General features: G+C 42.4%; 30 protein-coding genes. 23 read left to right on the forward strand and 7 right to left on the reverse strand.

What is annotated here, in order from left to right; genetic code table 11:
- Positions 1-4: 4 nt before the first annotated feature.
- Entirely contained in the window at positions 5-688 is a 684-nt protein-coding gene (locus R7P72_RS00300) for an ATP-dependent zinc protease (RefSeq protein WP_005388032.1), read from the forward strand.
- Between the two features lie 129 nt (positions 689-817).
- Here the strand turns inward: R7P72_RS00300 and R7P72_RS00305 are convergent, their stop codons facing one another.
- Both R7P72_RS00305 and R7P72_RS00310 read right to left on the reverse strand, forming a co-directional pair.
- Complete coding sequence (locus tag R7P72_RS00305) at positions 818-1,354, reverse strand: hypothetical protein (RefSeq protein WP_017634623.1); 537 nt, start codon at positions 1,352-1,354, stop codon at positions 818-820.
- A 154-nt stretch (positions 1,355-1,508) separates the two neighbouring features.
- Complete coding sequence (locus R7P72_RS00310; RefSeq protein ID WP_005376220.1) at positions 1,509-1,883, reverse strand: YgiW/YdeI family stress tolerance OB fold protein; 375 nt, start codon at positions 1,881-1,883, stop codon at positions 1,509-1,511.
- A gap of 155 nt (positions 1,884-2,038) precedes the next feature.
- On the opposite strand from R7P72_RS00310, the gene R7P72_RS00315 reads away from it, so the two are divergent.
- The 4 genes from R7P72_RS00315 (at position 2,039) to modC (ending at position 6,135) form a co-directional block, all read left to right on the forward strand.
- The gene (locus R7P72_RS00315; RefSeq protein WP_054728981.1) at positions 2,039-3,490 is read left to right on the forward strand and encodes a cobyric acid synthase; all 1,452 of its coding nucleotides are present in this window, start codon (positions 2,039-2,041) and stop codon (positions 3,488-3,490) included.
- Positions 3,491-3,559: 69 nt separating this feature from the next.
- Complete coding sequence (gene modA, locus R7P72_RS00320) at positions 3,560-4,315, forward strand: molybdate ABC transporter substrate-binding protein (RefSeq protein WP_213903777.1); 756 nt, start codon at positions 3,560-3,562, stop codon at positions 4,313-4,315.
- 27 nt (positions 4,316-4,342) lie between these two features.
- Positions 4,343-5,032 (forward strand): molybdate ABC transporter permease subunit, encoded by a 690-nt coding sequence (gene modB / locus R7P72_RS00325; protein ID WP_205391170.1) that lies wholly within the window; start codon positions 4,343-4,345, stop codon positions 5,030-5,032.
- Positions 5,029-6,135, forward strand: coding sequence for a molybdenum ABC transporter ATP-binding protein ModC (modC, locus tag R7P72_RS00330; RefSeq protein ID WP_005388041.1), 1,107 nt, complete (start codon positions 5,029-5,031; stop codon positions 6,133-6,135). Before modB ends, modC begins: the two co-directional genes overlap by 4 nt.
- 76 nt (positions 6,136-6,211) lie before the next feature.
- Here modC and R7P72_RS00335 read toward each other — a convergent pair whose 3' ends face one another.
- Positions 6,212-6,649 (reverse strand): DUF3069 domain-containing protein, encoded by a 438-nt coding sequence (locus R7P72_RS00335; protein ID WP_005376232.1) that lies wholly within the window; start codon positions 6,647-6,649, stop codon positions 6,212-6,214.
- 273 nt (positions 6,650-6,922) lie between these two features.
- On the opposite strand from R7P72_RS00335, the gene R7P72_RS00340 reads away from it, so the two are divergent.
- The gene (locus R7P72_RS00340; protein ID WP_171053575.1) at positions 6,923-7,882 is read left to right on the forward strand and encodes a diguanylate cyclase; all 960 of its coding nucleotides are present in this window, start codon (positions 6,923-6,925) and stop codon (positions 7,880-7,882) included.
- Positions 7,883-8,133: 251 nt separating this feature from the next.
- Here R7P72_RS00340 and R7P72_RS00345 read toward each other — a convergent pair whose 3' ends face one another.
- A complete protein-coding gene (locus tag R7P72_RS00345) occupies positions 8,134-9,372 on the reverse strand; it encodes a sensor domain-containing diguanylate cyclase (protein ID WP_213907036.1) in 1,239 nt (412 codons plus the stop codon).
- A 253-nt stretch (positions 9,373-9,625) separates the two neighbouring features.
- On the opposite strand from R7P72_RS00345, the gene R7P72_RS00350 reads away from it, so the two are divergent.
- From R7P72_RS00350 to R7P72_RS00395, 10 genes are all read left to right on the forward strand, one after another.
- Complete coding sequence (locus tag R7P72_RS00350; RefSeq protein WP_005376241.1) at positions 9,626-9,994, forward strand: late competence development ComFB family protein; 369 nt, start codon at positions 9,626-9,628, stop codon at positions 9,992-9,994.
- 41 nt (positions 9,995-10,035) lie between these two features.
- The gene (locus R7P72_RS00355) at positions 10,036-10,317 is read left to right on the forward strand and encodes an HlyU family transcriptional regulator (protein WP_005376244.1); all 282 of its coding nucleotides are present in this window, start codon (positions 10,036-10,038) and stop codon (positions 10,315-10,317) included.
- A gap of 434 nt (positions 10,318-10,751) precedes the next feature.
- Complete coding sequence (locus R7P72_RS00360) at positions 10,752-12,308, forward strand: Re/Si-specific NAD(P)(+) transhydrogenase subunit alpha (protein WP_005376246.1); 1,557 nt, start codon at positions 10,752-10,754, stop codon at positions 12,306-12,308.
- Positions 12,309-12,316: 8 nt separating this feature from the next.
- Positions 12,317-13,693 (forward strand): Re/Si-specific NAD(P)(+) transhydrogenase subunit beta, encoded by a 1,377-nt coding sequence (pntB, locus tag R7P72_RS00365; RefSeq protein ID WP_005376248.1) that lies wholly within the window; start codon positions 12,317-12,319, stop codon positions 13,691-13,693.
- A gap of 155 nt (positions 13,694-13,848) precedes the next feature.
- Entirely contained in the window at positions 13,849-15,303 is a 1,455-nt protein-coding gene (gene vxrA, locus R7P72_RS00370) for a sensor histidine kinase VxrA (protein ID WP_318110354.1), read from the forward strand.
- The gene (gene vxrB / locus R7P72_RS00375; RefSeq protein WP_005376251.1) at positions 15,278-15,940 is read left to right on the forward strand and encodes a response regulator transcription factor VxrB; all 663 of its coding nucleotides are present in this window, start codon (positions 15,278-15,280) and stop codon (positions 15,938-15,940) included. Before vxrA ends, vxrB begins: the two co-directional genes overlap by 26 nt.
- A 6-nt stretch (positions 15,941-15,946) precedes the next feature.
- Positions 15,947-16,828 (forward strand): DUF2861 family protein, encoded by an 882-nt coding sequence (locus tag R7P72_RS00380; protein ID WP_053303637.1) that lies wholly within the window; start codon positions 15,947-15,949, stop codon positions 16,826-16,828.
- 60 nt (positions 16,829-16,888) lie between these two features.
- Positions 16,889-18,010 (forward strand): conjugal transfer protein TraF, encoded by a 1,122-nt coding sequence (locus tag R7P72_RS00385; protein ID WP_005376255.1) that lies wholly within the window; start codon positions 16,889-16,891, stop codon positions 18,008-18,010.
- 41 nt (positions 18,011-18,051) lie between these two features.
- Entirely contained in the window at positions 18,052-18,213 is a 162-nt protein-coding gene (locus R7P72_RS00390) for a YoaH family protein (protein WP_005376257.1), read from the forward strand.
- Positions 18,214-19,084: 871 nt separating this feature from the next.
- Positions 19,085-19,474 carry a universal stress protein gene (locus tag R7P72_RS00395; RefSeq protein ID WP_005376258.1) on the forward strand — a complete coding sequence of 130 codons (390 nt, stop codon included), beginning with the start codon at positions 19,085-19,087 and terminating at the stop codon, positions 19,472-19,474.
- A gap of 90 nt (positions 19,475-19,564) precedes the next feature.
- Here R7P72_RS00395 and R7P72_RS00400 read toward each other — a convergent pair whose 3' ends face one another.
- On the reverse strand, positions 19,565-19,777 hold the full coding sequence (locus R7P72_RS00400) for a hypothetical protein (protein ID WP_005376260.1): 213 nt from the start codon (positions 19,775-19,777) through the stop codon (positions 19,565-19,567).
- A 296-nt stretch (positions 19,778-20,073) separates the two neighbouring features.
- Positions 20,074-20,913, reverse strand: coding sequence for a LysR family transcriptional regulator (locus tag R7P72_RS00405; RefSeq protein WP_005376262.1), 840 nt, complete (start codon positions 20,911-20,913; stop codon positions 20,074-20,076).
- Between the two features lie 81 nt (positions 20,914-20,994).
- On the opposite strand from R7P72_RS00405, the gene R7P72_RS00410 reads away from it, so the two are divergent.
- Both R7P72_RS00410 and R7P72_RS00415 read left to right on the forward strand, forming a co-directional pair.
- Positions 20,995-21,345 (forward strand): hypothetical protein, encoded by a 351-nt coding sequence (locus tag R7P72_RS00410; protein WP_005376264.1) that lies wholly within the window; start codon positions 20,995-20,997, stop codon positions 21,343-21,345.
- Positions 21,346-21,593: 248 nt separating this feature from the next.
- Entirely contained in the window at positions 21,594-21,827 is a 234-nt protein-coding gene (locus R7P72_RS00415; RefSeq protein ID WP_005376266.1) for a hypothetical protein, read from the forward strand.
- 40 nt (positions 21,828-21,867) lie between these two features.
- Here the strand turns inward: R7P72_RS00415 and R7P72_RS00420 are convergent, their stop codons facing one another.
- Positions 21,868-22,134, reverse strand: coding sequence for a helix-turn-helix domain-containing protein (locus R7P72_RS00420; RefSeq protein WP_258501129.1), 267 nt, complete (start codon positions 22,132-22,134; stop codon positions 21,868-21,870).
- A 142-nt stretch (positions 22,135-22,276) separates the two neighbouring features.
- On the opposite strand from R7P72_RS00420, the gene R7P72_RS00425 reads away from it, so the two are divergent.
- From R7P72_RS00425 to R7P72_RS00445, 5 genes are read left to right on the forward strand one after another with little or no spacing between them, the layout of a single operon-like run.
- Positions 22,277-22,468: a hypothetical protein gene (locus R7P72_RS00425; protein ID WP_005457445.1), complete on the forward strand. Its 192-nt coding sequence runs from the start codon at positions 22,277-22,279 to the stop codon at positions 22,466-22,468.
- Positions 22,465-22,731: a hypothetical protein gene (locus R7P72_RS00430; RefSeq protein ID WP_042765862.1), complete on the forward strand. Its 267-nt coding sequence runs from the start codon at positions 22,465-22,467 to the stop codon at positions 22,729-22,731. Before R7P72_RS00425 ends, R7P72_RS00430 begins: the two co-directional genes overlap by 4 nt.
- Positions 22,728-23,162, forward strand: a complete 435-nt coding sequence (locus tag R7P72_RS00435) for a hypothetical protein (RefSeq protein WP_258501128.1) — start codon at positions 22,728-22,730, stop codon at positions 23,160-23,162. Before R7P72_RS00430 ends, R7P72_RS00435 begins: the two co-directional genes overlap by 4 nt.
- Positions 23,159-25,015 (forward strand): hypothetical protein, encoded by a 1,857-nt coding sequence (locus R7P72_RS00440; protein ID WP_318110355.1) that lies wholly within the window; start codon positions 23,159-23,161, stop codon positions 25,013-25,015. The genes R7P72_RS00435 and R7P72_RS00440 overlap by 4 nt, the downstream gene beginning before the upstream one ends.
- Complete coding sequence (locus tag R7P72_RS00445; protein WP_162564178.1) at positions 24,990-25,226, forward strand: hypothetical protein; 237 nt, start codon at positions 24,990-24,992, stop codon at positions 25,224-25,226. Before R7P72_RS00440 ends, R7P72_RS00445 begins: the two co-directional genes overlap by 26 nt.
- Position 25,227 lies beyond the last annotated feature (1 nt).

Below are 25,227 nucleotides of genomic sequence, written 5' to 3' on the forward strand. Positions count from 1 at the left end.
GTGGATGAAAAACTGGAAACTGATTCTGCCGCTTATGATGAGCGGCAGTTTAATTGCTTGTACGTCAACTCAAACGACGCAGGAACCTGTTGAGCCAGAGTCGCCAAAGGTCGAAGAGCCCGTTAAAGTCGAGCCAGAAGTGAAACCTGATGTAGATCCAAAGCCAGAGGTGGAGCCCAAACCAGAAGCGAAACCTGAGAAAAAGCCGGAACCAAAGCCTAAGAAGCCAGTCAAGGTCACAAAAACACCCGATGGCATGTTAATTCTTGGTTCTGAAGAATGGGTTTATGTTCCTGAAATTGACCAGACTTTCAAGGCTAGAGTCGATACAGGTGCGACAACATCATCAATTAGTGCGACTGACATTGTTCCGTTTGAGCGTGATGGTAAAGACTGGGTTAAATTTAAGATAGATTTAGGTGACAAAGACACCAAAGAATTTAAAGTACCCGTTGAGCGCTGGGCTAAAGTTAAGCAGTCTTCGTCAGAAGAGGTGGATAAACGAGCGGTGGTAAAAGCCTACATTACCGTTGGGGATCACAAAGAAAAGACAGAGTTTACGTTAGCGGATCGCGGACATATGACGTTTCCAATTTTGCTTGGTCGAAGCTTTTTTAGAGATATCGCCGTTGTAGATGTATCGAAAAAATATGTGCAAGATAAACCTAAAAAAACCGCTAAAAACTGATGTATTACAGCTAGTTTCTGCTACAAGCTAATAATTCGTGATTAACAAAAAATGGCCTCCAAAATTGGAGGCCATTTTTATTGAATCATATGCTTGCTTGTGATGCCCTGGTAGTCATAGTCATGTCCACTAAAATGCAAAACGAGCAGACATTACAATTTGCTGGCCATAGACACCATTATTTTTGAAATCTGCACCAAGCGATAGTTGCTGAGTTGAGTGGAATCGTGCGCCCAGATTGTAAATGGTGTTCGAATCGTCATTATCTATGATTTGGCCGATACGGCCATGTAGCTCAACATTTTGCATAAACCAAATACGAGTGCCAATATTCACTTCCGTGCGCCACTCGTCGCCCACTTTATCACTGCCGTTCTCTTTAATGTTGTGTACCAACATTTGGCCATAAATATCTGCAAATTGGCCTGCTGGCCCATTAAAGCCTATACCACCAGCAATGTCCCAGTCTCCGCTGAATTCACTGTCTGCGCGAGCAATGAAATGGGTATTCTCTGTAAAGTAGGTATTGAACTCGCCACCAAATGTACCAGGGCTAGTGCCCATGCGAAATTCCATCGTGTTGTAGTTGAAATTATTTGCGTGTGCGGAAAGTGGCAAAATAGCACACAAACCAAAGGCTGCAACCTTTAGAGCTTTACCTAGCATGGTGTCTCCGGGCAAGATGATTAAAATGAACAAAAAAATGGTCTGCAAAAAGCAGACCAAGATTGATAAAGCTATCATTTTAAGTGCTTGCCGTCACTATTTAGCTGTAATCGTCACTACATCATGTTGATATGCACAGCAATCGGGGTTTGTTTTACATGACCACGAGTTGTTCGACTTCAATCTCTGGTTTGTTCCCGCCTTCAAATTCGCCAAACAGACGGACTTTAGTCGTGTGATCAATCGGAGTATTTAGCTGAATATCGTCATCGAGTTCGACCATCACTTCACCGGAACCATCGCTAAAGACAAACTTATCCGCGCGAACTTGACGCAATAAGTTACCTTCAACGACCACATCTTTTTCAGTAAACATATTGGAGTCGTTTAGCAAGGCATCCAATTTTTCCACAGTGACAGGACCGTTAAACTGCAAGTTTGATTGGTTTTGAGCGTTATCTTTCGCGAACGCGATAGAAGGAGCAATAGCTAAGGCGGCGATTGTTGCGATAATTGTATTCTTTTTCATGTTACATCCTCATCGGTTTGTTTTGATGGGGTCATTAAAACAGGGCTTGTTTGAACCAATGATGATTTCAACATTCATATTCTATTCATTTGCTTGAGTAAGTGGGGACGATGACGTTATGATTGTTCATCTTCCTCTATTCCTTACAAACATTCATGAAATCAGCGATCCCATCTTTAATGGTTCAAGGCACCACTTCGGATGCCGGAAAAAGTGTCCTTGTGGCAGGTTTATGCCGTGTATTAGCACGAAAAGGGATAAATGTTGCCCCATTTAAGCCACAAAACATGGCACTAAATAGTGCGGTAACCAAAGATGGCGGTGAAATAGGTCGAGCACAGGCCGTTCAGGCACAGGCGTGTAATATTGAGCCAACTGTACATATGAATCCGGTTTTAATTAAACCTAACAGTGATACAGGTGCTCAGATCATTTTGCAGGGTAAGGCGATTTCCAATATGGATGCGGCTGGCTTTCATGATTACAAGAAAGTGGCGATGGATACGGTGTTAGATTCCTTCTCTCGTCTGACTCAAGAATTTGATTCGATCATTATCGAGGGCGCGGGGAGTCCTGCTGAAATCAATTTACGAGAAGGCGATATTGCAAACATGGGTTTTGCTGAGGCCGCTGATGTACCAGTGATCATTGTTGCTGATATTGATCGTGGTGGAGTGTTTGCACATTTGTACGGAACACTTGCGCTACTTTCTGAATCTGAACAAGCGCGAGTAAAAGGATTTGTTATCAACCGTTTTCGAGGTGATATTCGTTTATTGCAATCGGGCCTCGATTGGCTAGAAGAAAAAACAGGTAAACCTGTACTTGGTGTACTTCCTTTTCTCCATGGTTTGAATTTAGAAGCAGAAGACGCGATCACTGCGCAGCAAGAGTTGCACTCTGAGGTAAAACTGAATGTTGTTGTGCCTGTTTTAACCCGGATTAGTAATCATACTGATTTTGATGTGCTGCGATTGAATCCAGACATCAATCTACGTTATGTAGGTAAAGGCGAAAAAATAGATAAAGCCGACCTGGTTATTTTGCCTGGGACCAAATCAGTGAGAGACGATCTGGATTATCTAAGAAGCCAGGGGTGGGATAAAGATATCTTGCGTCATATTCGTCTTGGTGGAAAAGTGATTGGTATCTGTGGCGGCTACCAGATGCTTGGAAACTTGATTGATGATCCAAACGGCGTCGAAGGCCAACCAGGTCAAAGCGAAGGACTTGGCTTGCTTGATATCACTACGACGCTAACTAACAGCAAACAGCTTACAAACACACAAGCACAGCTTTCTCTTAACGGCAAAACAGCCAATGTAAAGGGTTATGAAATCCATGTAGGGCGAAGTGAAGTACGGGGCCTGCAACCTCTTACATTCAGTTCCGGTGAAGCGGAAGGGGCGATCAGCGAGTGTGGCCAAATCATGGGAACCTACCTTCACGGGTTCTTTGACGAGGCAGATGTCTTAAGCCTGGTATCAGAATGGGTAAACGGCACCCAAATCAAACAACAAGACTTTGAAGAGTTAAAGGAGCAAGGCATTAATCGCATCGCAGATGCGATAGAACAACATATGCGCCTTGATTTTTTGTTTAAATAGCACATTAACTGATTGAACTTTATATTCAAATAACCTGTTCTTTCGCTTGCCTTGTATTGGAGTATCTCTATGAAAGCATGGAAACAGCATGCTTGCCTTGCGGCAGTATTAAGCATTTCATTTTCAGCAAACGCAGCAACGAACCTAAAAGTGTATGCAGCCTCTTCTATGACGAATGCGATTAACGAGATCGCGCAAAACTTTGAAGAAAAGTATGACGTTTCTATCACTCCCGTTTATGGTGGTTCTTCTTCTATCGCTCGACAAATTATCAATGGCGCACCAGCGGATGTATTCATTTCTGCGAACACGAAATGGATGGATTATTTGGTCGATAAAGACGTCATTTATCGTGACAATGCCATAAATCTAGTGCGCAATAGCTTAGTGTTGATTGCTCCCCAGTCTTCAGAATTAACCTCATTTAACTTTTCTGATGCAAAGGCATGGGAGAAGGCATTGCATGGAAATCGTCTTGCGTTAGGCAATCCGACGTCAGTGCCTGCTGGTATGTACGCGAAAGAGTCATTGACTACACTGGGTGTATGGAAAGCGGTTCAAACTCACGTCGCACCAGCAAAGAATGTGCGCTTAGCTTTGGCGTTGGTTGAACGTGGAGAAGCGCCTTTAGGTGTGGTCTACAAAACCGATGCTCAGTTAACTGATAAAGTCAAAATTGTCGGCGAATTTGCGAGTGATACGCATGCGGCTATTGTTTACCCGGCTGCAATTGTGAATGATTCTACTGAGTCGGAGCAGTTCTTCCAGTACCTAAAATCGGACGAAGCCGCACGCGTTTTTGCTCAATATGGCTTTCAGCAATAAACCGGCCTTCAATTATAGGAACGAAGCGTGACAGAACTGGAATACCAAGCCTTAATGTTAAGCCTCAAAGTAGGCGCGTACGCAGTACTTTGGCTGATTCCTCTCGGCGTTTTTCTTGCTTGGCTACTTTCTCGAAAAACGTTCTTTGGTAAATCGATTCTCGATAGCTTAATTCATTTACCACTGGTATTGCCGCCAGTGGTAATCGGCTATTTATTGTTGATTTCTTTAGGACGACAAGGGGTCCTTGGAAAGTGGCTCTATGAAAACTTAGGGGTAGTCTTTAGCTTTAATTGGAAAGGGGCAGTAGTCGCTTGTATTGTCGTGGCTTTGCCTTTGATGGTTCGTTCAGTACGCTTAAGCTTAGATAGCGTCGATCCTAAATTGGAGCACGCAGCCTCTACGTTAGGCGCTTCTCCTTTAAAAGTGTTTCTCACCGTCACGTTACCACTGACCATTCCCGGAATTATTACGGGCACGATGCTGTCATTTGCTCGTAGTCTTGGCGAATTCGGGGCGACGATCAGTTTCGTCTCTAACATTCCGGGTGAGACCCAAACGATTCCGCTGGCAATGTACAACTTTATTGAAACGCCAGGTGCAGAAATGCAGGCGGCTCGTCTGTGTATCATTTCTATCGCGTTAGCCTTGTCTACATTAATGATCTCTGAATGGCTAAATCGTAAAGCGGCAAGCAGATTGGGTGCGAAGCAATGACGATTAAAGTCCAATTTAAACAAATGCTTGGTGAGACTGACTTCGACATCAAACTTAAGTTACCCTGTAACGGGATTAGTGCCTTGTTTGGACGATCTGGTGCTGGTAAAACGACGTTGATTAACATCATCAGCGGATTGGTCACTCCAAGGCAAGGGTATGTTGCGGTTGGTGAGCATGTTTTGTTTGACAGTGAACAGGGAATAAACCTACCAACGCACAAGCGTGGCATTGGTTATGTGTTTCAGGATTCACGTTTGTTTCCTCACTATTCGGTTCAAGGCAATTTGTTGTATGGCGTTAAAGAAAAAGATGACGAGTATTTTGATGCAGTCACCGAACTCTTGTCTATCAAACCGTTACTAAAGCGCTTTCCGGTATCACTTTCTGGTGGTGAAAAGCAACGTGTTGCGATTGCGCGCGCATTGCTATCTAAGCCCAATTTGCTTTTGATGGATGAGCCACTTGCCTCACTCGATATGCCAAGAAAGCGTGAGGTAATGCCTTTTCTCGAGGAGTTGTCGGAGAAGGTAAATATCCCTATTATCTATGTCACACACAGTCTCCAGGAAATTTTAAGGCTTGCTCAGCACCTTGCAATTATTGACCAAGGTAAAATTTCGAGTTCAGGTAAGCTCGAAGAGGTGTGGGCTTCTCATGCTATGCGTCCATGGCAATCTTTCTCAGATCAAAGCAGCTTATTTGAAGGCCGGATTGCTGAACATCATGAACGTTATGCACTGACTTGTATCAGCCTTGCACCTAATGTATTCCTGTGGGTGCAAAAGATCGACGGAACACCAGACACGCCAATACGCTTGCAAGTGCGTGCCAACGACGTTTCTATCACGCTCGAGCAACCCAAGGCGACGTCGATTCGAAATATTTTGCCTGCTATTGTCGATTCCATCGAGGCGTTTAACGCAGCCGATGACAAGCAGAGTATTAATGTATCACTCAAGCTAGACGAGAAATGTTATTTGTGGGCAACGATCACACCGTGGGCCCTTGATGATCTCAACCTAAAAGTTGGTAGCCGTGTTTTTGCACAAATTAAAGGTGTCAGTGTGACACAAAAAGATATGGCACTAGCGCCTCATTAACCGTTTAGACTGATTTACGCTTCATGATCAAAAAAGGCCGCAAAGTGCGGCCTTTGTTACTAGAAGAATGTCGGAATTACTTCGCGAATACTTCTTTGAATTCACGCTTAAGAAGTGGGTCACGACGTGCTTTCTTAAGTTGCTTAACCATGTCTTTCACACAGTTGTGAAGCACATTATCAAGTAGTTGAGCACGGTATTCTTCTTTATCTTCATCTGTCATGTTTTCTGGCAGATTAAGAGTAGGAAACTCTTCCATCACATTAATACCAGCGAATGCTTGGCCTACAGAAACTAGAGCATGAAACTGTTCAAAGTTGTCTAGAATGTTCTGTGCGCTTGCTGGCATTTCGTCCCATGATTCACGTACCGCTTCTTCAGACACTTCATGGATAGAGGTAACCATTTCGAACATTTGCTCTGGAACTTCGTCAAATTCGATAACTTTACGTAGCTCTGGAGAAATGCTGGCTAGATCGATTTTTTTGCTTTCGCTGTTAGTTGCTTCTGACATGGTGTGTCTCTCATTACAAAAAGGCGGGAATATTAATACCAAATGCATCAAATAGCTATACCCATTAATCCACAAGATGACCAAAGTGAATGAGTTTGTTGAACTTCTGCTCACAGGCCATGATTAGATAGGGTAACGTCCAGTCTAACTGCTTTATGCAATGGATTCCGTGATATTCAAACAAAAATATAGCACTTAATTATGAGTCGAATGCAACAACTCTATGAGTATGGTATATGTTTAATAAAGACATAATTAAAAATGGAACGCGTTATGCAACCGACAGGGACATCGATGCGAATCCTTCTGGTTGACGATGTTCAGCTAGACAGGATGCAGTTGGCTATTCGTCTAAAGCAACTTGGACATATTGTAAAAGCCGTAGGTAGTGGACTAGAGGCGTTAAATACCTACGAGAGTTTTGATCCGGAACTGGTGTTGCTCGATATATCAATGCCAGATATGAACGGTTTTGAAGTCTCTCTTCATATAAGAGAAACGTTTCCGGATTGGATCCCAATTATTTTCTTGAGTAGTCACGAAGAGCCAGAAATGATTGCTAAAGCCATAGATGCGGGCGGTGATGACTATTTAATTAAGCCGGTAGATAAACTGGTACTAAACTCTAAACTTATCGCAATGCAGCGTATTGCTCATATGAGACGAGAGCTTAAGCAAGCGACAGCTCAATTAGAGCAAGTTAATCAACTTTTGACTCAGCAAGCGAATGAAGATGGCCTAACCAAACTCTATAACCGCCGTTATATCGACCATAAGTTGGAATCGATGGTTGCATGGCATGGCCGTCACAACATGCCAATGGCTTTGATTCTATTGGACGTCGATTTCTTTAAACCGTTTAATGATAATTACGGTCATATTGAAGGCGACCGTTGCTTGCAAGCGATTGCGAATCAACTAAAGGCGACGTTTTGTCGCTCTGGGGAATATGTAGGTCGATATGGTGGAGAAGAGTTTGTTGTGTTGCTAGGGTGTACCGACACTCAAACAGCAGAAAGAGAAGCCGAGCGTATACAAGAGGCTATGTATTTTCTCGATTACCCACATGAGTATTCTAGTGTGTCAAGTAGAGTGACGGTGTCACAGGGTGTTTTTGTTTTTCAACCGACAGGGAAAGAAGTGCAATCAGATTTGTATGCGACAGTTGATAAAGCACTATATACATCAAAATCTTTGGGAAGAAACACACATACTGTGGTTAATTCTTTTTAAAAACAAAATCTTATGAATATTACTCTTTTTGTTGCGTTGTCACTTTTTGGTGGTTATTTTAAAGCTAACTCAAAGTAAGATAGGCAAACAGTGCGAACGGAATGTCGCAATCGGGCGTATACCTTATACCTTTGATTAGATTGATAACATCAGGATAGTGGCAACGATGAGTGCAGTTATTATGCTGATGGGGAAGTTCGGTTTTGTTGTAAACCCAGACAAGCTTGTTAACTTTCACGATTGGTGAGGGTCTAACGAAGCTTTATGCAGTTACGTCCGGCCTTTTTCGCTTTGTAAAGTGCTTCGTCCGCTGATTTAATGACGTCCAGAGGAGCTTGTCCATTCTGGCTATCAGCAACTCCGAAACTTGCGGTAACAAAAACCGACTTTCTTTTCGAACTGTTGCTACCACGACGTTTTTGTCCTTGTTTATGGTTCTCAGGGCGAGATTCTTCATCGCGTAATATCATCTCGTATTCTGCAATCGTTTTGCGAGCTTCTTCCAAAAAGTTCTTACATTCGTCAGCGTATTTGCCTTTAAAAACGATGGTAAATTCTTCTCCGCCAAATCGATAAACTTTTGCGCCGCCTGGGGTTTTAGTGAGGCGCGAAGCGACCATTTTTAGAACGTCATCACCAGTATCGTGACCGTAGGTGTCGTTAAACTTTTTAAAATGATCAACATCAAGCATTGCGATCGTGAACTTCTTACCCATGTGTTTTAGATCGAGATCAAGTGCACGTCTGCTCGGAATCAGCGTTAGGCTATCGGTGAAAGCCAGTTGATGGCTAGCGGAAGCGGCATAAATAATGATAAGCAGCCCTGTTAGCGTAAACATGGTGCTTGATATGTACTGCACATCAAAGAAAATGAACGTCGCAGACGCCAATACCATGGCAGAGTAGGTCATCGCATGGATAATTTCATTCTTCTTTAAAACAAGGATTCCAAGAAAACAGACAATACCCACGCAATATAAAACAAGAATTAAAGGCAGTTTAGAGACGGTCGGTACAATAAATAAAATACCGCTTGTCCATTGTTCAAACCCTCCTTCAACGTAATATGCTAGCGTTAGATAAGACCAAAGAACGAACATTGCTAACATCAAGATATAAGTCAACATGGCTCTAGAGTCAAAACCTTCTTTACTAAACAAAAATACCGTAAGAAACGAGACAGGAAGTAACGTGGCTAAAATGGTTAGCTCAAGTAAAGCGGTACCACTTTGAAGCGGGACTTGTAGGCGGTGCTGTATCACGAAATAGGCTAGCAACATTGCCAAGCACACCATGGACTCTCTGCCTTGCTTAAATGAATAACAAAGGAGTAGCGCACAACCTAATAGTATGTACGGCAAGTTTGCGGCAATGCCCCAGTTTGCCTGAGTCATCTGAATAATGCTGTCCATGCCCGAACTCACTATGCCCAGTAGCAAAAAAGGGAATAAGAATCTGAAGCCTGATGAAGTCATTGACGATGAGGACATCTATTACAAACTGCCTGAAAATAGTTGACTATATAATTGGTTAGGTAAATCGTTTTATCAATATGGATATTTATCCGTTATTGAATTTCGAACTTTGAGAATTAGCAAGAATACGTCTATTTGTTCCTTTTCCCAAGTATTTTGGAAGACATTACGGCAAAAAGAGAGAGATTGATTAAATTAAGAGCAATCAATAAGTTGTTATAAACAAGTCGTTGCTATACTCATTTCATAGGAAAAAGGAGATTTACAGATGCAGATAAGCTCAGATGTGCACAACTACATGGAAACATTAGTAGGCCAGGTTCTCAGTTTGCCCGAATTTTTAGAACAGTATGACAACGAACAGTTAGCCGATATTGCTTGCCTTGCGCTTATCCAGCTCAAGCCTGTCTATATCCGTCATGATATTGATTTTTTGTCTTCACTTCCTGAACAAAAATTAAGCCAGTTTAAGCAAAGCGCGGATATAGCGGTGAAAAACGCCGCAGAAATGGTGAAAGAAGACAGGCGTAAGAACCGAGAGTATGATGTGCCTGTAATTTTTTCCCATACTAGTTATGATGATGACAAAGAGTTGGATTGGTATGAAAAACCGATCCTTAACGTTAATATTAAGTAAGAGTCGCTCAGTTGACTAGTGAGCTGACCCAAGGAGGAATCGTGGGATTTTTTTCGCGTTTGTTTGGTGGTAGTGAGAAAACGGTTGAAGCCAAAAATATCGAACCAGTTGAGTATAAAGGTTTCCTTATTTACCCAGAGAGCCTTTCAGAGGGCGGACAATATCGCATCGCTGGTCGAATAGAAAAGCATGACAATGATGAAGTGAAAACACATCGGTTTATTCGCTCCGATTTGCTTGGCTCAGAGCAAGATGCCAATGACCTTATGTTGAAGAAATCTCAAATGTTTATTGATCAAATGGGCGATAAAATCTTCGACTAGCAATTTACTGCAATTTGATTCCAGTCATCTTAAAAAGAGCCATTAGTGTATATGCTAGTGGCTCTTTCTTTTTAACGCTTAAATCTCTGTTAAGTCAGTATTTAATCGTCACCTGGTTAGACCTCAGTCTAGTACGGTGTTGCGTTGTTATTTTTCGTGCACAGAGCGACAATCATTCATTACTTAGCGTTATATGTAATGAAATTTAGTATTTAAATTACAAAACACTTGAAGTAATGAGACGCGTTCGATACAAACAGAATAATAACAGGGCTGTTAGTCAAGGTGTTATTGTGCAAATGGGTGTCCCCAAACATCATCTTTCGTTTGCAATTGTCTTGCGTGGTAAACAGATAGAAATAAAAAAGAATTAGAGTAGAGCGACGCTCTGTTTTGGGACTAATTTATTGATATGTATACAAGGAGTATGCGTTTTGCAAATCGGTGTACCTAAAGAGATACTCGCGGGTGAATCGCGAGTGGCTGCATCGCCGAAGTCGGTTGAGCAGTTAATAAAATTGGGATTCGATGTCGCGATCGAATCCCAAGCGGGGGTGCTAGCGAGTTTCGATGATGCCGCTTATGAAGCAGCTAGTGCGAAAATCGTTTCTAGTGAAGAAGTTTGGGCATCTGGCCTTATTTTAAAAGTTAATGCGCCAATTGTGGATGATGAGCAAGGCATTGACGAAATTGCGTTACTGCAAGATGGAGCAACACTGGTTAGCTTTATTTGGCCGGCTCAAAATGCTGAGTTGATGGAACAACTTTCAAGTAAGAACATTAACGTTCTTGCCATGGATTCCGTTCCTCGTATCTCACGTGCACAAGCCTTAGACGCGCTATCTTCGATGGCTAATATCGCTGGTTATCGTGCAGTGGTTGAGGCAGCTCATGAGTTTGGTCGTTTCTTTACAGGTCAAATTACGGCTGCCGGTAAAGTACCTCCAGCGAAAGTATTGGTTGCAGGTGCTGGCGTCGCTGGCTTGGCGGCTATCGGTGCTGCAGGTAGCTTAGGTGCTATTGTCCGTGCGTTTGACGTTCGCCCAGAAGTAAAAGAGCAAGTTGAATCGATGGGCGCTGAGTTCCTGACCGTTGACTTTCAAGAAGAGTCAGGCTCTGGGGATGGCTACGCAAAAGAAATGTCTGATGACTTCAACAAAAAAGCGGCAGAGTTATACGCAGAGCAAGCTAAAGATGTTGATATCATTATTACGACCGCGCTCATCCCTGGTAAACCTGCGCCGAAGTTGATCACCAAAGAAATGGTCGACAGCATGAAAGCGGGCAGTGTAATTGTCGACTTGGCAGCTGCTAATGGCGGTAACTGTGAATATACAGTGAAAGACCAAGTTATCATGACGGATAACGGCGTAAAAATTGTTGGTTACACTGACATGGTTGGTCGTTTGCCAACACAATCTTCTCAGCTTTACGCGACAAACCTTGTTAACCTTCTAAAACTGCTGTGTAAAGAGAAAGATGGCAACATCAATATTGATTTTGAAGATGTTGTTATCCGTGGCGTTACCGTGGTGAAAGAAGGTGAAGTTACTTGGCCAGCGCCACCAATTCAGGTTTCAGCTCAGCCGCAAGTGAAACAAGAACAGCCTGTGAAGCCAGAGCCTAAAGTAGAAGAACCTACGTCTCCAACGAAGAAAATTATTGGTGTGGCAGCGGCTGTTGGAGCCTTTGCATGGGTAGCATCGGTTGCTCCGGCAGCGTTTCTTTCTCACTTTACTGTATTTGTTCTAGCGTGTGTTGTCGGATACTACGTAGTATGGAATGTTACCCATGCACTTCATACTCCACTAATGTCAGTAACGAATGCTATCTCTGGCATTATTGTCGTTGGTGCATTACTGCAAATTGGACAAGGTAATGGCGTCGTTTCATTCCTATCTTTTATTGCCGTATTGATCGCGAGTATCAATATCTTCGGTGGTTTCACCGTCACCAAGCGTATGCTTGAAATGTTCCGCAAAGATAAATAGGAGTCACAATGTCTGCAGGATTAGTACAAGCAGCTTACATTGTTGCTGCATTATTTTTCATCATGAGTTTGGCGGGGCTTTCAAAGCAAGAGTCTGCTCGTAATGGTAACTACTACGGTATCGCTGGTATGACGATCGCGCTGATAGCGACGATCTTTAGCCCAGATGCGCAAGGTTTTGGTTGGATCATTATCGCGATGGCGATAGGTGGTGCGATCGGTATTTTCTATGCGAAGAAAGTAGAAATGACCGAGATGCCAGAACTGGTTGCGATTCTACACAGCTTTGTAGGTTTAGCTGCGGTTTTAGTTGGCTACAACAGCTACCTAGATGCGCCAGAAGCAGCAACACATGCTGAGCATGTTATCCACCTTGTAGAAGTATTCTTGGGTGTGTTCATCGGTGCCGTAACTTTCACCGGTTCAATTGTCGCATTTGGTAAGCTGCGTGGTGTGATTTCTTCGTCGCCACTTAACCTGCCTCATAAGCACAAAATGAACCTCGCAGCGGTTGTTATTTCTACGCTTCTTATGATCTACTTCGTAAAAGCAGATGGCAGCATGTTCGCTCTTATTGTGATGACTTTGATCGCGTTCGCATTCGGCTACCATTTAGTCGCTTCAATCGGTGGTGCTGATATGCCAGTTGTTGTCTCTATGTTGAACTCATACTCAGGTTGGGCAGCAGCGGCAGCAGGTTTCATGCTAGCAAATGATCTATTGATTGTAACAGGTGCTTTGGTAGGTTCATCAGGTGCGATTCTTTCTTACATCATGTGTAAAGCAATGAACCGTTCGTTTATCAGTGTTATTGCCGGTGGTTTTGGTCAAGAGATAGTGATTTCAGGTGACGAAGAGCAGGGCGAATATCGTGAAACAACGGCTGAAGAAGTTGCAGAGATGTTGAAGAACTCAAAATCAGTAATCATCACTCCAGGATATGGCATGGCAGTAGCTCAGGCACAATACCCTGTTCATGAAATTACTGATGTACTTCGTTCACAAGGTATTGAAGTTCGCTTTGGGATTCACCCAGTAGCGGGTCGTCTACCGGGGCATATGAATGTGTTACTCGCTGAAGCAAAAGTACCGTATGATATCGTTCTTGAAATGGATGAAATCAATGATGACTTTGCAGAAACCGATACCGTATTGGTTATCGGTGCTAACGATACGGTCAACCCAGCCGCACTGGAAGATCCGAACAGCCCAATCGCTGGTATGCCCGTATTGGAGGTATGGAACGCGAAAAACGTAGTGGTATTCAAGCGCTCAATGAATACTGGTTACGCAGGAGTACAGAACCCACTGTTCTTCAAAGAAAATACATCAATGCTATTTGGTGATGCGAAAGAAAGTGTTGAGTCTATTTTTAAAGCACTTTAACCATTCTTGATTTAAAACTATACAGGGTCAGCAATCGCTGGCCCTTTTTTGTTCCGTTTCAATGTTATAGTAATGCAAATCCTTCTGTTAGCAGATGTCAATTGCTTGTAGATTGATGTATAGTTTTGGCTAATGTAACAAGTGACGGTAACAGTTTGATTAAAAAGTTTTTGCTCGGTTTTGCAACTGTATTGCCGCTTTTTTCGGCACCTGCATTTTCCGATTCACTACCAGAAAGAATAGATACGTTTACAGAGCTATTTAACTATGAAGTAGCTCTTAAGTCGTACGATATTCGTATTCTGCAATCAAATTATCCTACCAAGTTACTTGCGCCAGATTCGCTTCTGCCGCAAACGTCTGACTATCCGTTAAAAGATATCCAACAGCTTTACAGCTTGGCGAATACTTGTCGTGGCAAATTACCATTAAGTCCTTTAATTACTGAGCCTTTAGTATTTACAAGGGCGATTTGTAAAGGGACGCAGCTGACACCTCGTTGGTTCTCGCGTAGTGGTCTCATTCACCCTGGTGGTGGGACGTATGCGGCACGTTATGTGGATAAGTATCCAGAACTCAAACCCAAACTATCTCAGTACATGCATATAAAAGAGCGTGATAACGAGGAAGGGGATGAGTTGCTAGAAAGCTTGAAAAACATGGATGACGACGCCATTAATGCTTTGATTGCAGGCGCGAGCATGTTTATTGAAGGTAACGAACTTTGGTTAAGACGTGGTGACCGTTACTTTGTTTTCGAGAAAGATATCTGGCAAGAGAACGTAGCGAATGCGGGTCTGTCATACGCTCTAGCGTCTCAAAGCAAAAGTTGCTTTGTTAAACGAGGTAATATTTGTTGGGATGTAGAAGATCACTCGCAAGTTTTGCGGATCAGTATGATCATACTGGTAATCGCCAATATTCTTGTGGTGATTGGTTGGGCGGTGTACCGTTGGAATAGCAAGCGAGAAGAACTACGTAGTAGAATGCTCGTGTTGCAAATTTTAACGCATGAGCTCAGAACACCGATTGCATCTCTGTCACTAACGGTTGAGGGCTTTCGTCGAGAGTTCGAGCATTTGCCTGAAAGTGTGTATGACGAATTCCGCAGATTGTGTGAAGATACGCGCCGCCTGCGTCAATTGGCAGAAGCGAGTAAAGATTATTTGCAATCTGATAACCAAATGCTTGCAACAGACTGGGTACCATCCGTTGCAGATTGGTTAGAATTTAAGATCGAAGAAGAATTTGATAGTGCCGTGCTTTTTAACATCAATGAAGATGTGGCTGCTAAAGTTAATGTGTACTGGTTAGGAACTTGTATCGATAACTTGCTTCGTAATGCGCTTAAGTACGGTGTCGCACCGGTTGAATTGGATGTCTCAACTAGTGAAGAAAAAATAGTATTCCAAGTCCGAGATGCAGGAGGCCTAACGGCTAAAGATTGGGCAAATTTGAAGAAACCGTTCGTAAGTAAGAGCGGGTTAGGACTTGGATTAACAATCGTTGAATCTATGGTAGGCCGCATGGGCGGAAAAATGTCCTTAATGGGACCACCTACAACTTTTATATTGGAGATACCTTGTGAAACAGACACTGCTTCTCGTTGAGGACGATAAAAACTTGGCTGACGGCCTGTTAGTAAGCCTGGAACAAGCAGGATATGAGTGTTTACATGTGGAGCGTATTGCAGACGTAGAGCCACAATGGAAAAAAGCTGACTTGGTAATTCTCGATCGCCAACTCCCAGATGGTGACTCTGTACAATGTCTCCCAGAATGGAAACAGATTAAAGACGTACCAGTTATCTTGTTAACGGCACTTGTTACCGTAAAAGATAAAGTTGCAGGCCTTGATTCCGGCGCGAACGACTACTTAACAAAGCCTTTTGCTGAGGCGGAGCTTTTTGCGAGAATCCGTGCACAGCTACGAGCACCGGATTCAGCAGAACAAAGCAACGCTGATAAAGTGATTACAAAAGACTTAGAGATTGACCGCTCGACTCGTGAAGTGACTTATAAAGACGAGCTAATTACGCTTACTCGAACAGAGTTTGATTTGCTGCTATTTTTGGCGTCAAACTTAGGTCGCGTGTTTACTCGTGATGAGCTACTTGACCACGTTTGGGGTTACAATCACTTCCCGACAACACGTACGGTTGATACACATGTACTACAGCTTCGTCAAAAACTGCCAGGACTGGAAATTGAAACACTTCGTGGTGTTGGCTACAAGATGAAAGCATAAGTCGTAATGAAAATACTACTCCCTGTAGTTCTCTCATTAGCGTTAGTGAAACCAGTCCATGCGATGGACTGGTTTCAAACTAACACGCCTTTAACACAGGCACATCAACACTTACTTGAAGATGATCTTGCGGGTATGTTCAACTCTCTTGTTGAACTCTGGCAAACGGAACCAAGTAAAGATTTGACTCCTCACCTTAATGATCTTCTTGGTCAGTCACTATCTAAAAACTGTGGCAAGGCTCTCACTGGTGTAACGCTGCCTGATTGGATAAGTGGTGTGAACGTTATTCGTCAGACTATTCAAAGCCCTGGGCGAGATACATTTAGATTGGTAATCAAGCTAAGAGCTACAACTGACATCGAAAATATTTCATTTAATCGATGGGTGGATGATTCTATATCCGCGGACAGTTCATTCAGCTATGAACAACAGCCGAACGGGACAGAACTTGCCAACGAGCGTAGTTACTCGAAACGCTATAACTTAACAGGTAAACTTGAAGCTGGTTTATATCACTTAACCGTTGTTTCTACTGATAAACAAGAGTATCGAACTTGGGTAATACTCGGAGATTCAAACTCTTCTCAATATGTTCGTTGGACATCTAAAGAGAATTGGAAAGTAGAAAAGAGCGCACTTCGTAATCCCCATTGTCCATTACCGCAACTTGAAGTCGGTTTGTATGACTACATTGATGGCCAGTACGAGCAAATGTGGAAAAAGACTTACGAGTCTAACTATCCAAATTCATTGGAGCTAGCGGGTGTCCCAAACGATAGATACGTATTGGCGGTAAGTATCAATAGTCGCCGTTGGCAGGGCGATATAATTGTTGAGCAGGCTCAAACTATTAGCCGAACCTATGATCTTTCCCAGGAAGAATAGTTAAAGAAATACTACTTGTGCCGATAAAGGTTCAGGACGAACTAAAATCACAAGTGTAGTATGAAAAACAAATATAAAATTCTTGCCACTTCTGTTGCTACTATTCTTTTCGCTAATGCTGCCTCTGCTGCTACTTATGCGATAGAGGCTCGTAGTGATGCAATGGGTGGCGTTGGTACCGTATCAGCAACTTATCTAACTGCGCCTTTTTTCAACCCCGCTCTTACTGCGATTTATCGCCGAAATGACGATGCAGGCATGATCGTGCCAAGTTTTGGTGGCAGCTACGATGATCAATATGATCTAGTTGATGAGATCGAACGCATCAGCAAATTGGCAGACGTCGATGAAATCAAAAAATCGATGGATGCTATCGATGGGAAAAAGACAGACTTTGATCTTGGTGGTGTCGTTGCCATTGGTATTCCCAACAAATTCTTATCTGCAACTGCATACGGTAAGTTATACACTGAATCATTCGTACAACCAAATGTTGATACCTCAGGTACTAATCCATTAGATGATAGCTATGTACAAGGTGTTTCTATTGGCGTGGCTGAAGCTGGTATTTCACTTGCTAAATACACTAATTTCATGAACCAACACCTTTCTTTTGGTGTTACTCCTAAACTTCAGCGTATATACACGTACTCATACGCCACGAGTTTTCAGAATTTTGATACTAAAGACTTACGTGAAAATGAGACCGCGGAAACGATGTTTAACTTAGACGCAGGCGCACTTTGGTTCTTTGGCCCATATCGTCTCGGTATTTCAGCGAAAAATTTGATCGGAAGAGACGTTAAAACAAAATCATTCCAATATGGCAGTGATACGATAAAATCATACGAATATAGCATGCGTCCTGTATACACCGTTGGGGCAGGGATTGTTGCCGATTACTTTACGATGAGTGTTGACTACGATCTTAACGAAGAAAAACGTTTTTCATCCTTTGATGATAATACGCAAATGATTCGAGCTGGTATTGAGTTTGATATTTTGCGTCAAATGGCATTACGAGCAGGGTATATGAAGAACTTAGCTCGAAGTAATGACGAAGGAACCATTACTGCTGGCATCGGGTTGTCCCCACTTAAGTTGTTCGAATTGGATATCGCAGCTCAGTACACAAACGAGAACGCTATGGGTGCATCCATTAATTTCCTTGCTACCTATTAATTGAATCGTTATAGTCAGCTCCTCAAAATGAGGAGCTTTTTATGTTTGACGATTTACCCCCTCTATCTCACCAAGAGCAACAACAAGCTGTAGAGAGAATTCAAGAATTGATGGCGAAGGGCACAAGCACTGCAGAAGCTATCAAAATTGTTGCCGAACGGATTCGTTCTGAGTACGCAGAAAAACAACAGCAACAAAACTAATCAATTCATGGACAGGGCATACGCCCTGTTTTTTTGCCTTTCTATTTTCTATTCCTTTACACTCCCAAACACCACCCTGGTTACGCTGTAACTAAAATTTATTATACCTATATGATTTTAATCTTGTTCAATTGCCTTTAAGACTAAATAGCGAGTTAGTAAAATTTTACCTAATCGTGTTAACCTTAGTTTTCGTAGCACAGGTAATTAGGCATTTTTAAAGAACTAACAAATTAAACTCAATAATATCAATTGTTTACCTCGGTCTTTTAATCTGCCAACCATATTGGTCGCGATTGATCTTGTAATTTAATTACAAAGCCCAAGAGAGCTTCGCTCTCAGACAGAAGATTATGCTAAAAAAAGAAAAAGAGACACCGTAACTTATAACGATAATTAAACTAGAGTTATTAAATAAGCGATATAAGAACAGTAAGCACTCGCAGACATATGTAATAGATGAATCGAAATTCATCTTATTGAGCTGCTTTTTTAGCCGAAATACGTCTCCTGGATTTGAGCGGAGCGTTACATATTGAACACGCTTAACCTAAAGTAGTTTTACTAAACTAGGCGACGTTGAAGTGGGTAATATGAAACCTCAAGAGTAGTAGAAATCAAGAGCAGTAACGCCTATTACAACGTAACGTTTCCTGACGTCCTTCCTGTTAAATAGTCCGATAATTAGAGAAGAAATTGGAAAAACATCGTTGATCTTTGGATGAGAGGAAGCAACAAGGTTGTAATGAAAACTATTTGCCTGTTTTACACTAAACTCCTTTAACTATCATGTAGCAGTAGTTTTGATGTTGTGTTCGCTCTATGTGGACTAGACTTAATATGAGAACAAAAACTAACCAAGGGAGGAATGATGGGTTACAAGCACGTTTTGGTTGCTGTCGACTTATCTAAATCTAGCCAAGCCGTTATCGAAAAAGCAATAATGCAAGCGGATAACTCAAGCAGCAAACTCTCATTTGTTTACGTAGATGTTGATCGTATAGTCATGGAAGCGAAGGAAGAGCAAGAATTGGAAAGAAGGCTGCAAGAGCTCGCTGATAAATGCTTATGCCCAGTAAACGAGACCATGGTAGTAATCGGCGATCTTCATATAAAACTATCGGGAATCGTCAAAAAAGAGGGGATAGATTTAGTTGTCTGTGGTCATCATCACAACTTATTGAGTCGCTTTTTTTCATCGATACCAAAGGTTGTGAACGAAGTTGAAGCTGATTTATTAATCGTCTATTTAGACGAGTGATCGACAACTCTTGTTCGCACTCATCATTTTTTGTCACTAAAAAGCCGAACTTTTATGTTCGGCTTGGTGTATCGGTGATAATAAAAGTTTTTAGCCAGGAATGATTGATGCCTCATGAGATAAAACAGATGCAGACTCCGCGTTTGACTGCAGATCAAAATGTACGTTAACTTGCACGCCTTCTCGCTCAAAAGTGACATCATCAAAATCGGTCATAGCGATTTTGAATCCATTTCTAGCAAAAAAGCCAGTCACCATAGTTCGCTGCTTAATTTCTAATGCAGACGCGAGTAGCTTATCCATGGCATTCTCCTTGGTTATTGTGGGGATATGGGTAGAAGATACACACAGATTGTTATGAAATCAATTTTATATAAAGTTACTTTTGATGAAAATTTTAATGTAAGTCAATCTATCGTTTACCCCACGTGATTTATTCCACGCAAAACCTTGATAACAAGACGGCAGAGCATCTCACATTGTGATAGCAAGCATAAAGATGGGGGTGTTAATAAATACCGCTGAAACAATATGTTACAAAGATTAGCGTTAGGCCTAGTTGAGTAGACAACGCAAAATTCTAAATCTGAACAACCGCCCTAAAATGACTCACTCTTCAATACTTGTGATAACTCAGACCTAATAAAAGTAGATATCTCGGCTAGCTTTCTTGGCAAAGGGTTTTGATAAGGGTAGGCCATATACATGGAACGTTCTATATCAAAAGTTTGCGATATTCGGATGTTTTTGTCTATATAGTTACTTTTAACAAGATAGTTTGGAATGACACCAACCCCAACTCCCTCAGAAACAAAGTTTATTAAAATAGAGGTGTTATCAACTTCGATAACATCAGTATATTGACTTTTAATTGATTCCTTATTCGAATGATGTTTGTAGATTAATAGTGTTTTGTGGTTGGCATTACTTACCCTAGATATCAAAACATCACTATAATCACCAAGTTTATGTGCAATAAGAGTGTCATCAATAACATTATTAAGCCTAATCGCTAAATCTACATTGCTTTCTAATAAATTTTCTACATTGTTACTTGACGATATTTCAAAATCAACTTTTGGATATCGTTCTTTTAAGTCTTTAAGAACAGAACCAAAAATAGAAGAGGCTATAGAGTTGGGCATTGTGATTTTAAACTTTCCATCAATGCATTCACTCAACGAGCTAGCTCTGTAATTTAACTCGTGCAAACTCTCTAACGTCTTGATAGCAAGCTCTCTAATGCTTTCGCCATGATCAGTTAAAACGAGTTTCCTTGTTGTTCTGTGGACGAGTGTTACGCCAAGTTGTTTTTCTAATGCTGCTAGCTGCCTGCTGACTTGAGCTTTAGACTTTCCAAGTTCTTTTGATGCATCTGTAAGAGAGAGGCGTTTACAAATGGCTGCAAAGCAGATCAGCTCATTGTTCATCAATTCCATGATTGTTACCTTTTTGCAACTCTGAGTCACGTTGTCTTTTAACTGGTGGGAAAGTATAACTTGCATCATCGGAGGGGGACAATGATATTTAAAAGCCGTCATGAAATAATGGCAGACTACTATCTTAATAAAACCATATTGGATATTAAGTTAAACCGATATCCTGAAGGAATTAACTCAACCGGATTAAATATAGAAAATAAAGATTTAAAAATAAAAAATTTGTCTCGTGAACTTACTAAGTTGGATTCGGGTGATTTAATTATTTATTGTGCATCATTGATAATGACTCATTCCATATCGGAAAAAGTAATAATAAAAGTTGAAATTGATTCTTTAAATTATAAAGTTAAAAGTGTGAGGATATTTAAATATGAAGACTGCAATACAAAATTCGAAAAGATCTGTTTATCAGAAAGATACATTGTATAGAATAATAAATAATATTAGTACTTTGTATACCAAATCACTAGTAAAATTATTTGGTGAAGAGTTGAGAATCCATCATTGCAAACATAAGATTAATGTAAGAACCACTAACGAGTTGAGTGAACATATGAAGAAAGATCTAGGTATAGATTGAAAAGTAGAGAGTTTACATCTAATAGATTCCTTGTTCCTATAAAGATAATCTAGTACTTACACGTTTGGGTTAAGCAAATGCGTGTCCATGTTGACTCATGTTGATTGAGCAAGATGCAGAACCAACGTGTACAGTGTTGAACGTAACCCAAGATACAATGAAGGAACTTAATCAGCCACACGGTTTTAAAGTTGATGACTGGTTATTATCAAGTTGTCGCTGTGGTGAAATCGAAGTTCACGGTCCATACAAGACAGCTGATGAGGCTTGCAAAGCAGCAACAGCCAAATACGGTATAACTAAACTGACTTCACCAATGCTAATCTTCTAACTCTTAAGTTCGTATTATGTATAAGCTGGTAAATGGGAGGTTAGGCTGGCGCCCCTGCCTGTAAGGCATTGATTAGGCGGGGGTTTATAGACTTATCTTCGAGTAAACCGTATACCACATCTTGATCATCTAACCCCAATAAGTCGGCGATTTTAAAGGCAATTTCCCAATCAAGAACACTGCGACCATTGCGGTAATTGCTAATTCTACTTGTGCCAACGCCCAAAACTTTAGCTAACTGATAGTCAGAGGTAAGCTCTAACTGGGTTTTCAGTCTATCTAAAAGCACATTTGTGTAATTAGTCATGTTCCCGCATCCTTTCGCAATATTGTTAAATTTTAGTGGATAGTCTGGCTTCTTTCACTACCGCAAGCCACTTGCGTGCTTAAAAAGATTTCCTTAACGTTATTTTTGAGACAGGAAATCAATAGCTTGCGGAGGCTACAACATGGAACGTATCGTTACCGACCCAATTCACTTACCTTGCCCAGATATGGCAGGGTGTACCAATCCTGACCCAGCTAAAACAGCAAACTCACTTCTTAAGATTGCACAATTACGCGAAAAGTTCGCTGAACAATTCCCAAAGAAGAAACAAACCTACATTCCTACACGTTTTCGTCAGGGGGTTGTAGCATGAATTTGAGTATCTGGAAAACGCGCCGCAATCAGCGCCAACTTGTTGCATCTCAATGCAACGGAACTCATATTTACTTCGACAGTTTTGAGCTTGAAACCTCTGAAGCCTCACTTTGGCTTTATCAAGGTTCGACACTGGTCGCGTGTATTCGTGCATCAAGCGTAACTCTGACACAAATTACCGACTACGCTCGCCGCATGGTGGTGCTAGGTGCTAAAAATTATGGTGAGCCGTTAAGCGAAGCTAAGGCGGTGCAATCATGAAAATTTCAAATAACAAAGACTTTAGAAAGTTAGTCGTAAGATTTGAGCGCCAACTAAGATGCGGTGATATTGTTGGAATAGCAATGGATTATGACTTTTTAGGGTTTGAACATCATCGTGATTATGTAACAGGCATGATAATTTGCGCTCAGAAAATTATTAATAACCGCTCTGGAGAAATGAGGTTTGAAGATGCCGAGCGTCTAAAGTTAAGAACGCCAGAATTACTAGCAGCGGTGCGCGCAAATCAACGTGTGCTTCGTAATCGAGATTCTCTAAGGGCTCAACTCAAATCAAAACGAATCCGCAAGCAAGATGAAGCGCCCCAAGTGGGCGCGGATTCTTCCATCGAGCTTTGTGACGGTTGTAAAAACACGTTCAAACAAGACCACGTCGTTTGCCCTGATTGCTCTCAGTTGGGGGGTGTATGAAACATCTGTACGACGTGCAATCGCCACGCGAATTTACCCAACTTTTAAGCCCGCATGATGTGGGCTTTATTACGGCGTTAGCGCAAGACGTTACCGTTACCGAGAAAAACATTGCCGCTGTCGAAAGCGGTTTTTTTAGTGCTCCAAACCGTGATTGGATGGAAAGTGAGCTGCAAAAGCTCAAATCGTTTGACCAAATCCACCATTTACGCACCTTAAAAAGTGCTGAACTTGGGCGCGAAGCGCTGGACGAAGTCCAGAAAAGACTAGGCTCGTCAAAGGGCGCAAAAGTCGGACACGGAAAACGCAAGCAGATAGACCGCTTAATGACCCGTTCTCGACGTCTGCCGCCGCGCCATAAAACGGAATCGTTTTGTGGCGACAACGTGACCGATGAATATCGGGCACGCTCACAAGCGCAAACAGGTTGGATTCGTAACGAAAACAACCGCCTTGAATGGCAACCGATTGGCACTAGCCGAGCCTATTTGATGTCCCGTGGTTGGGCGCAACAGATGAAAATGCAGGTGAAATACCATCCAAGCCCGTCCGAAGCACCCGCGCCACAAAGTGGTGAGCGTTTCACTGACAAGCTAAACCCACGCGCTGTAAAGAAAATCTTTGAATCGGGCGCGTATGTTGCCGCGTGTCACGGTGGATTCAGCACGTTTCTCACCCTGACGTTTACTCAAAAGCAACGCGACCGTATTTTTGGTGGCGAAGCGGTCACCGATGAGGGGCTGCCATATTGCCCAATCCAAACCACGATTGGTGCCGAAGTATCCCGTTTTCTAAATGGCCTCAAGAAAATGTACCAACGCGGGTTTGAATATTCCGCAAGCGAGGCGGGGTCACTTGGGTTAGACGGTGATAAAGTCAAAGTGAATGGCCGAATTGGCCGCCCGCTTAAAGCTGCTTGGAAAGATGACGACGGCATCAAGCACGTTAAAGAAATTCATGGACCAACCGCCAACCCGTTTGATTTTCATTACATTTGGGTAGCGGAATCTCCGGCGAATGAAGATGGCGAGCCCAATCCCCATGTGCATGTGCTGCTGAACTGGCGAGTGGAACAGCACCACTTTGCAGGATGGGCGAACCGCATCGAGCAGCTTTGGGGCAATGGCATGGCGCATCTGGAGAAAATCAAATTCAGCGAAGCGGCGGCGGGCTATCTCATCAAAGCCGTGGGTTACGCGGCCAAGGGCGATAACGCCGACCAAGGACTGATAAAAGGCAATCGCTACAACATCGCACGCTGTAGCCGTGCCCCTGATTGGGATGTGTTGGCATCGTTCGAAGTGGACAACATGACGGGCATCATCAAAGAGTGCGGTTACATGTTGGAGCAATGGCGCAAGCCAATGCAGCGAGAAATCCGACGCAAGGAAACCAAAAAGCAAGATGCGATTCGCGCTATCGACATCAACCGCAAACAAGGCAATCACGATGCCGTGCAAAAGCTTAACCATTTGATTAAGAAGCTAGACCACGAAGCACGCCAGATTCGCAATCAAATCAAGAGCCGCGGCACGTTCGCCAGTAGCTTGAACCAATTTTCTATCGTGTTTGAGGGCGAAAAATCGAAACACAAGGCGGGGGCGTTTTTGTATTGGGCACGCGGTGCGCGTGGTTGGTCGATGAAGTGTACCGCCGAGCGTGATGGTAATGATTTGACGTTAACTCGTGACGACGCCACCGACCTTTACAAAGAACAGTTTGAACGATTTCAACTACGACAAGCCGACTGGAAAAATCAGTTAGCACAAGAGCGGCCGCCAGAGCCGGACATCAACATAATCAAGAGCAATGACATGGCGATTTACCATGATTATTGCCACTACGTTCATTAGCCCGTTTGGGCATTGCTTGCGACAACGATTTCAGCAACTAGGTAAGGACAACCCAATGAGCAACATCGACAAAATCACCCAAGAAATGGAAGCCGAAGTGAAGCGCAGCAAAGGCGGCGTGTTTTGGCGCCTCATGTTGGTCTGGATGAAGGAAGTCAATAAACAGATTCAGAACAAACCGAACACCGATGAAGAACTAGCCGAGGCTTAAA

This window comes from Vibrio sp. Vb0888 (assembly GCF_033338835.1).
Classification (GTDB): domain Bacteria; phylum Pseudomonadota; class Gammaproteobacteria; order Enterobacterales; family Vibrionaceae; genus Vibrio; species Vibrio alginolyticus.

Coding starts and splice junctions, on each gene's coding strand:
- R7P72_RS00310 (WP_005376220.1), bottom strand. CDS start 1,883: ATGAAAAAGAATACAATTATCGCAACAATCGCCGCCTTAGCTATTGCT.
- R7P72_RS00300 (WP_005388032.1), top strand. CDS start 5: ATGAAAAACTGGAAACTGATTCTGCCGCTTATGATGAGCGGCAGTTTA.
- R7P72_RS00420 (WP_258501129.1), bottom strand. CDS start 22,134: ATGACTAATTACACAAATGTGCTTTTAGATAGACTGAAAACCCAGTTA.
- R7P72_RS00415 (WP_005376266.1), top strand. CDS start 21,594: ATGTTGATTGAGCAAGATGCAGAACCAACGTGTACAGTGTTGAACGTA.
- R7P72_RS00440 (WP_318110355.1), top strand. CDS start 23,159: ATGAAACATCTGTACGACGTGCAATCGCCACGCGAATTTACCCAACTT.
- R7P72_RS00445 (WP_162564178.1), top strand. CDS start 24,990: ATGATTATTGCCACTACGTTCATTAGCCCGTTTGGGCATTGCTTGCGA.
- R7P72_RS00425 (WP_005457445.1), top strand. CDS start 22,277: ATGGAACGTATCGTTACCGACCCAATTCACTTACCTTGCCCAGATATG.
- R7P72_RS00435 (WP_258501128.1), top strand. CDS start 22,728: ATGAAAATTTCAAATAACAAAGACTTTAGAAAGTTAGTCGTAAGATTT.
- modA (WP_213903777.1), top strand. CDS start 3,560: ATGAAAGCATGGAAACAGCATGCTTGCCTTGCGGCAGTATTAAGCATT.
- R7P72_RS00380 (WP_053303637.1), top strand. CDS start 15,947: ATGAAAATACTACTCCCTGTAGTTCTCTCATTAGCGTTAGTGAAACCA.
- R7P72_RS00340 (WP_171053575.1), top strand. CDS start 6,923: ATGCAACCGACAGGGACATCGATGCGAATCCTTCTGGTTGACGATGTT.
- R7P72_RS00345 (WP_213907036.1), bottom strand. CDS start 9,372: ATGTCCTCATCGTCAATGACTTCATCAGGCTTCAGATTCTTATTCCCT.
- R7P72_RS00430 (WP_042765862.1), top strand. CDS start 22,465: ATGAATTTGAGTATCTGGAAAACGCGCCGCAATCAGCGCCAACTTGTT.
- R7P72_RS00385 (WP_005376255.1), top strand. CDS start 16,889: ATGAAAAACAAATATAAAATTCTTGCCACTTCTGTTGCTACTATTCTT.
- R7P72_RS00405 (WP_005376262.1), bottom strand. CDS start 20,913: ATGGAATTGATGAACAATGAGCTGATCTGCTTTGCAGCCATTTGTAAA.
- R7P72_RS00410 (WP_005376264.1), top strand. CDS start 20,995: ATGATATTTAAAAGCCGTCATGAAATAATGGCAGACTACTATCTTAAT.
- R7P72_RS00395 (WP_005376258.1), top strand. CDS start 19,085: ATGGGTTACAAGCACGTTTTGGTTGCTGTCGACTTATCTAAATCTAGC.
- modC (WP_005388041.1), top strand. CDS start 5,029: ATGACGATTAAAGTCCAATTTAAACAAATGCTTGGTGAGACTGACTTC.
- R7P72_RS00350 (WP_005376241.1), top strand. CDS start 9,626: ATGCAGATAAGCTCAGATGTGCACAACTACATGGAAACATTAGTAGGC.
- pntB (WP_005376248.1), top strand. CDS start 12,317: ATGTCTGCAGGATTAGTACAAGCAGCTTACATTGTTGCTGCATTATTT.
- R7P72_RS00315 (WP_054728981.1), top strand. CDS start 2,039: ATGAAATCAGCGATCCCATCTTTAATGGTTCAAGGCACCACTTCGGAT.
- R7P72_RS00305 (WP_017634623.1), bottom strand. CDS start 1,354: ATGCTAGGTAAAGCTCTAAAGGTTGCAGCCTTTGGTTTGTGTGCTATT.
- R7P72_RS00390 (WP_005376257.1), top strand. CDS start 18,052: ATGTTTGACGATTTACCCCCTCTATCTCACCAAGAGCAACAACAAGCT.
- R7P72_RS00400 (WP_005376260.1), bottom strand. CDS start 19,777: ATGGATAAGCTACTCGCGTCTGCATTAGAAATTAAGCAGCGAACTATG.
- R7P72_RS00335 (WP_005376232.1), bottom strand. CDS start 6,649: ATGTCAGAAGCAACTAACAGCGAAAGCAAAAAAATCGATCTAGCCAGC.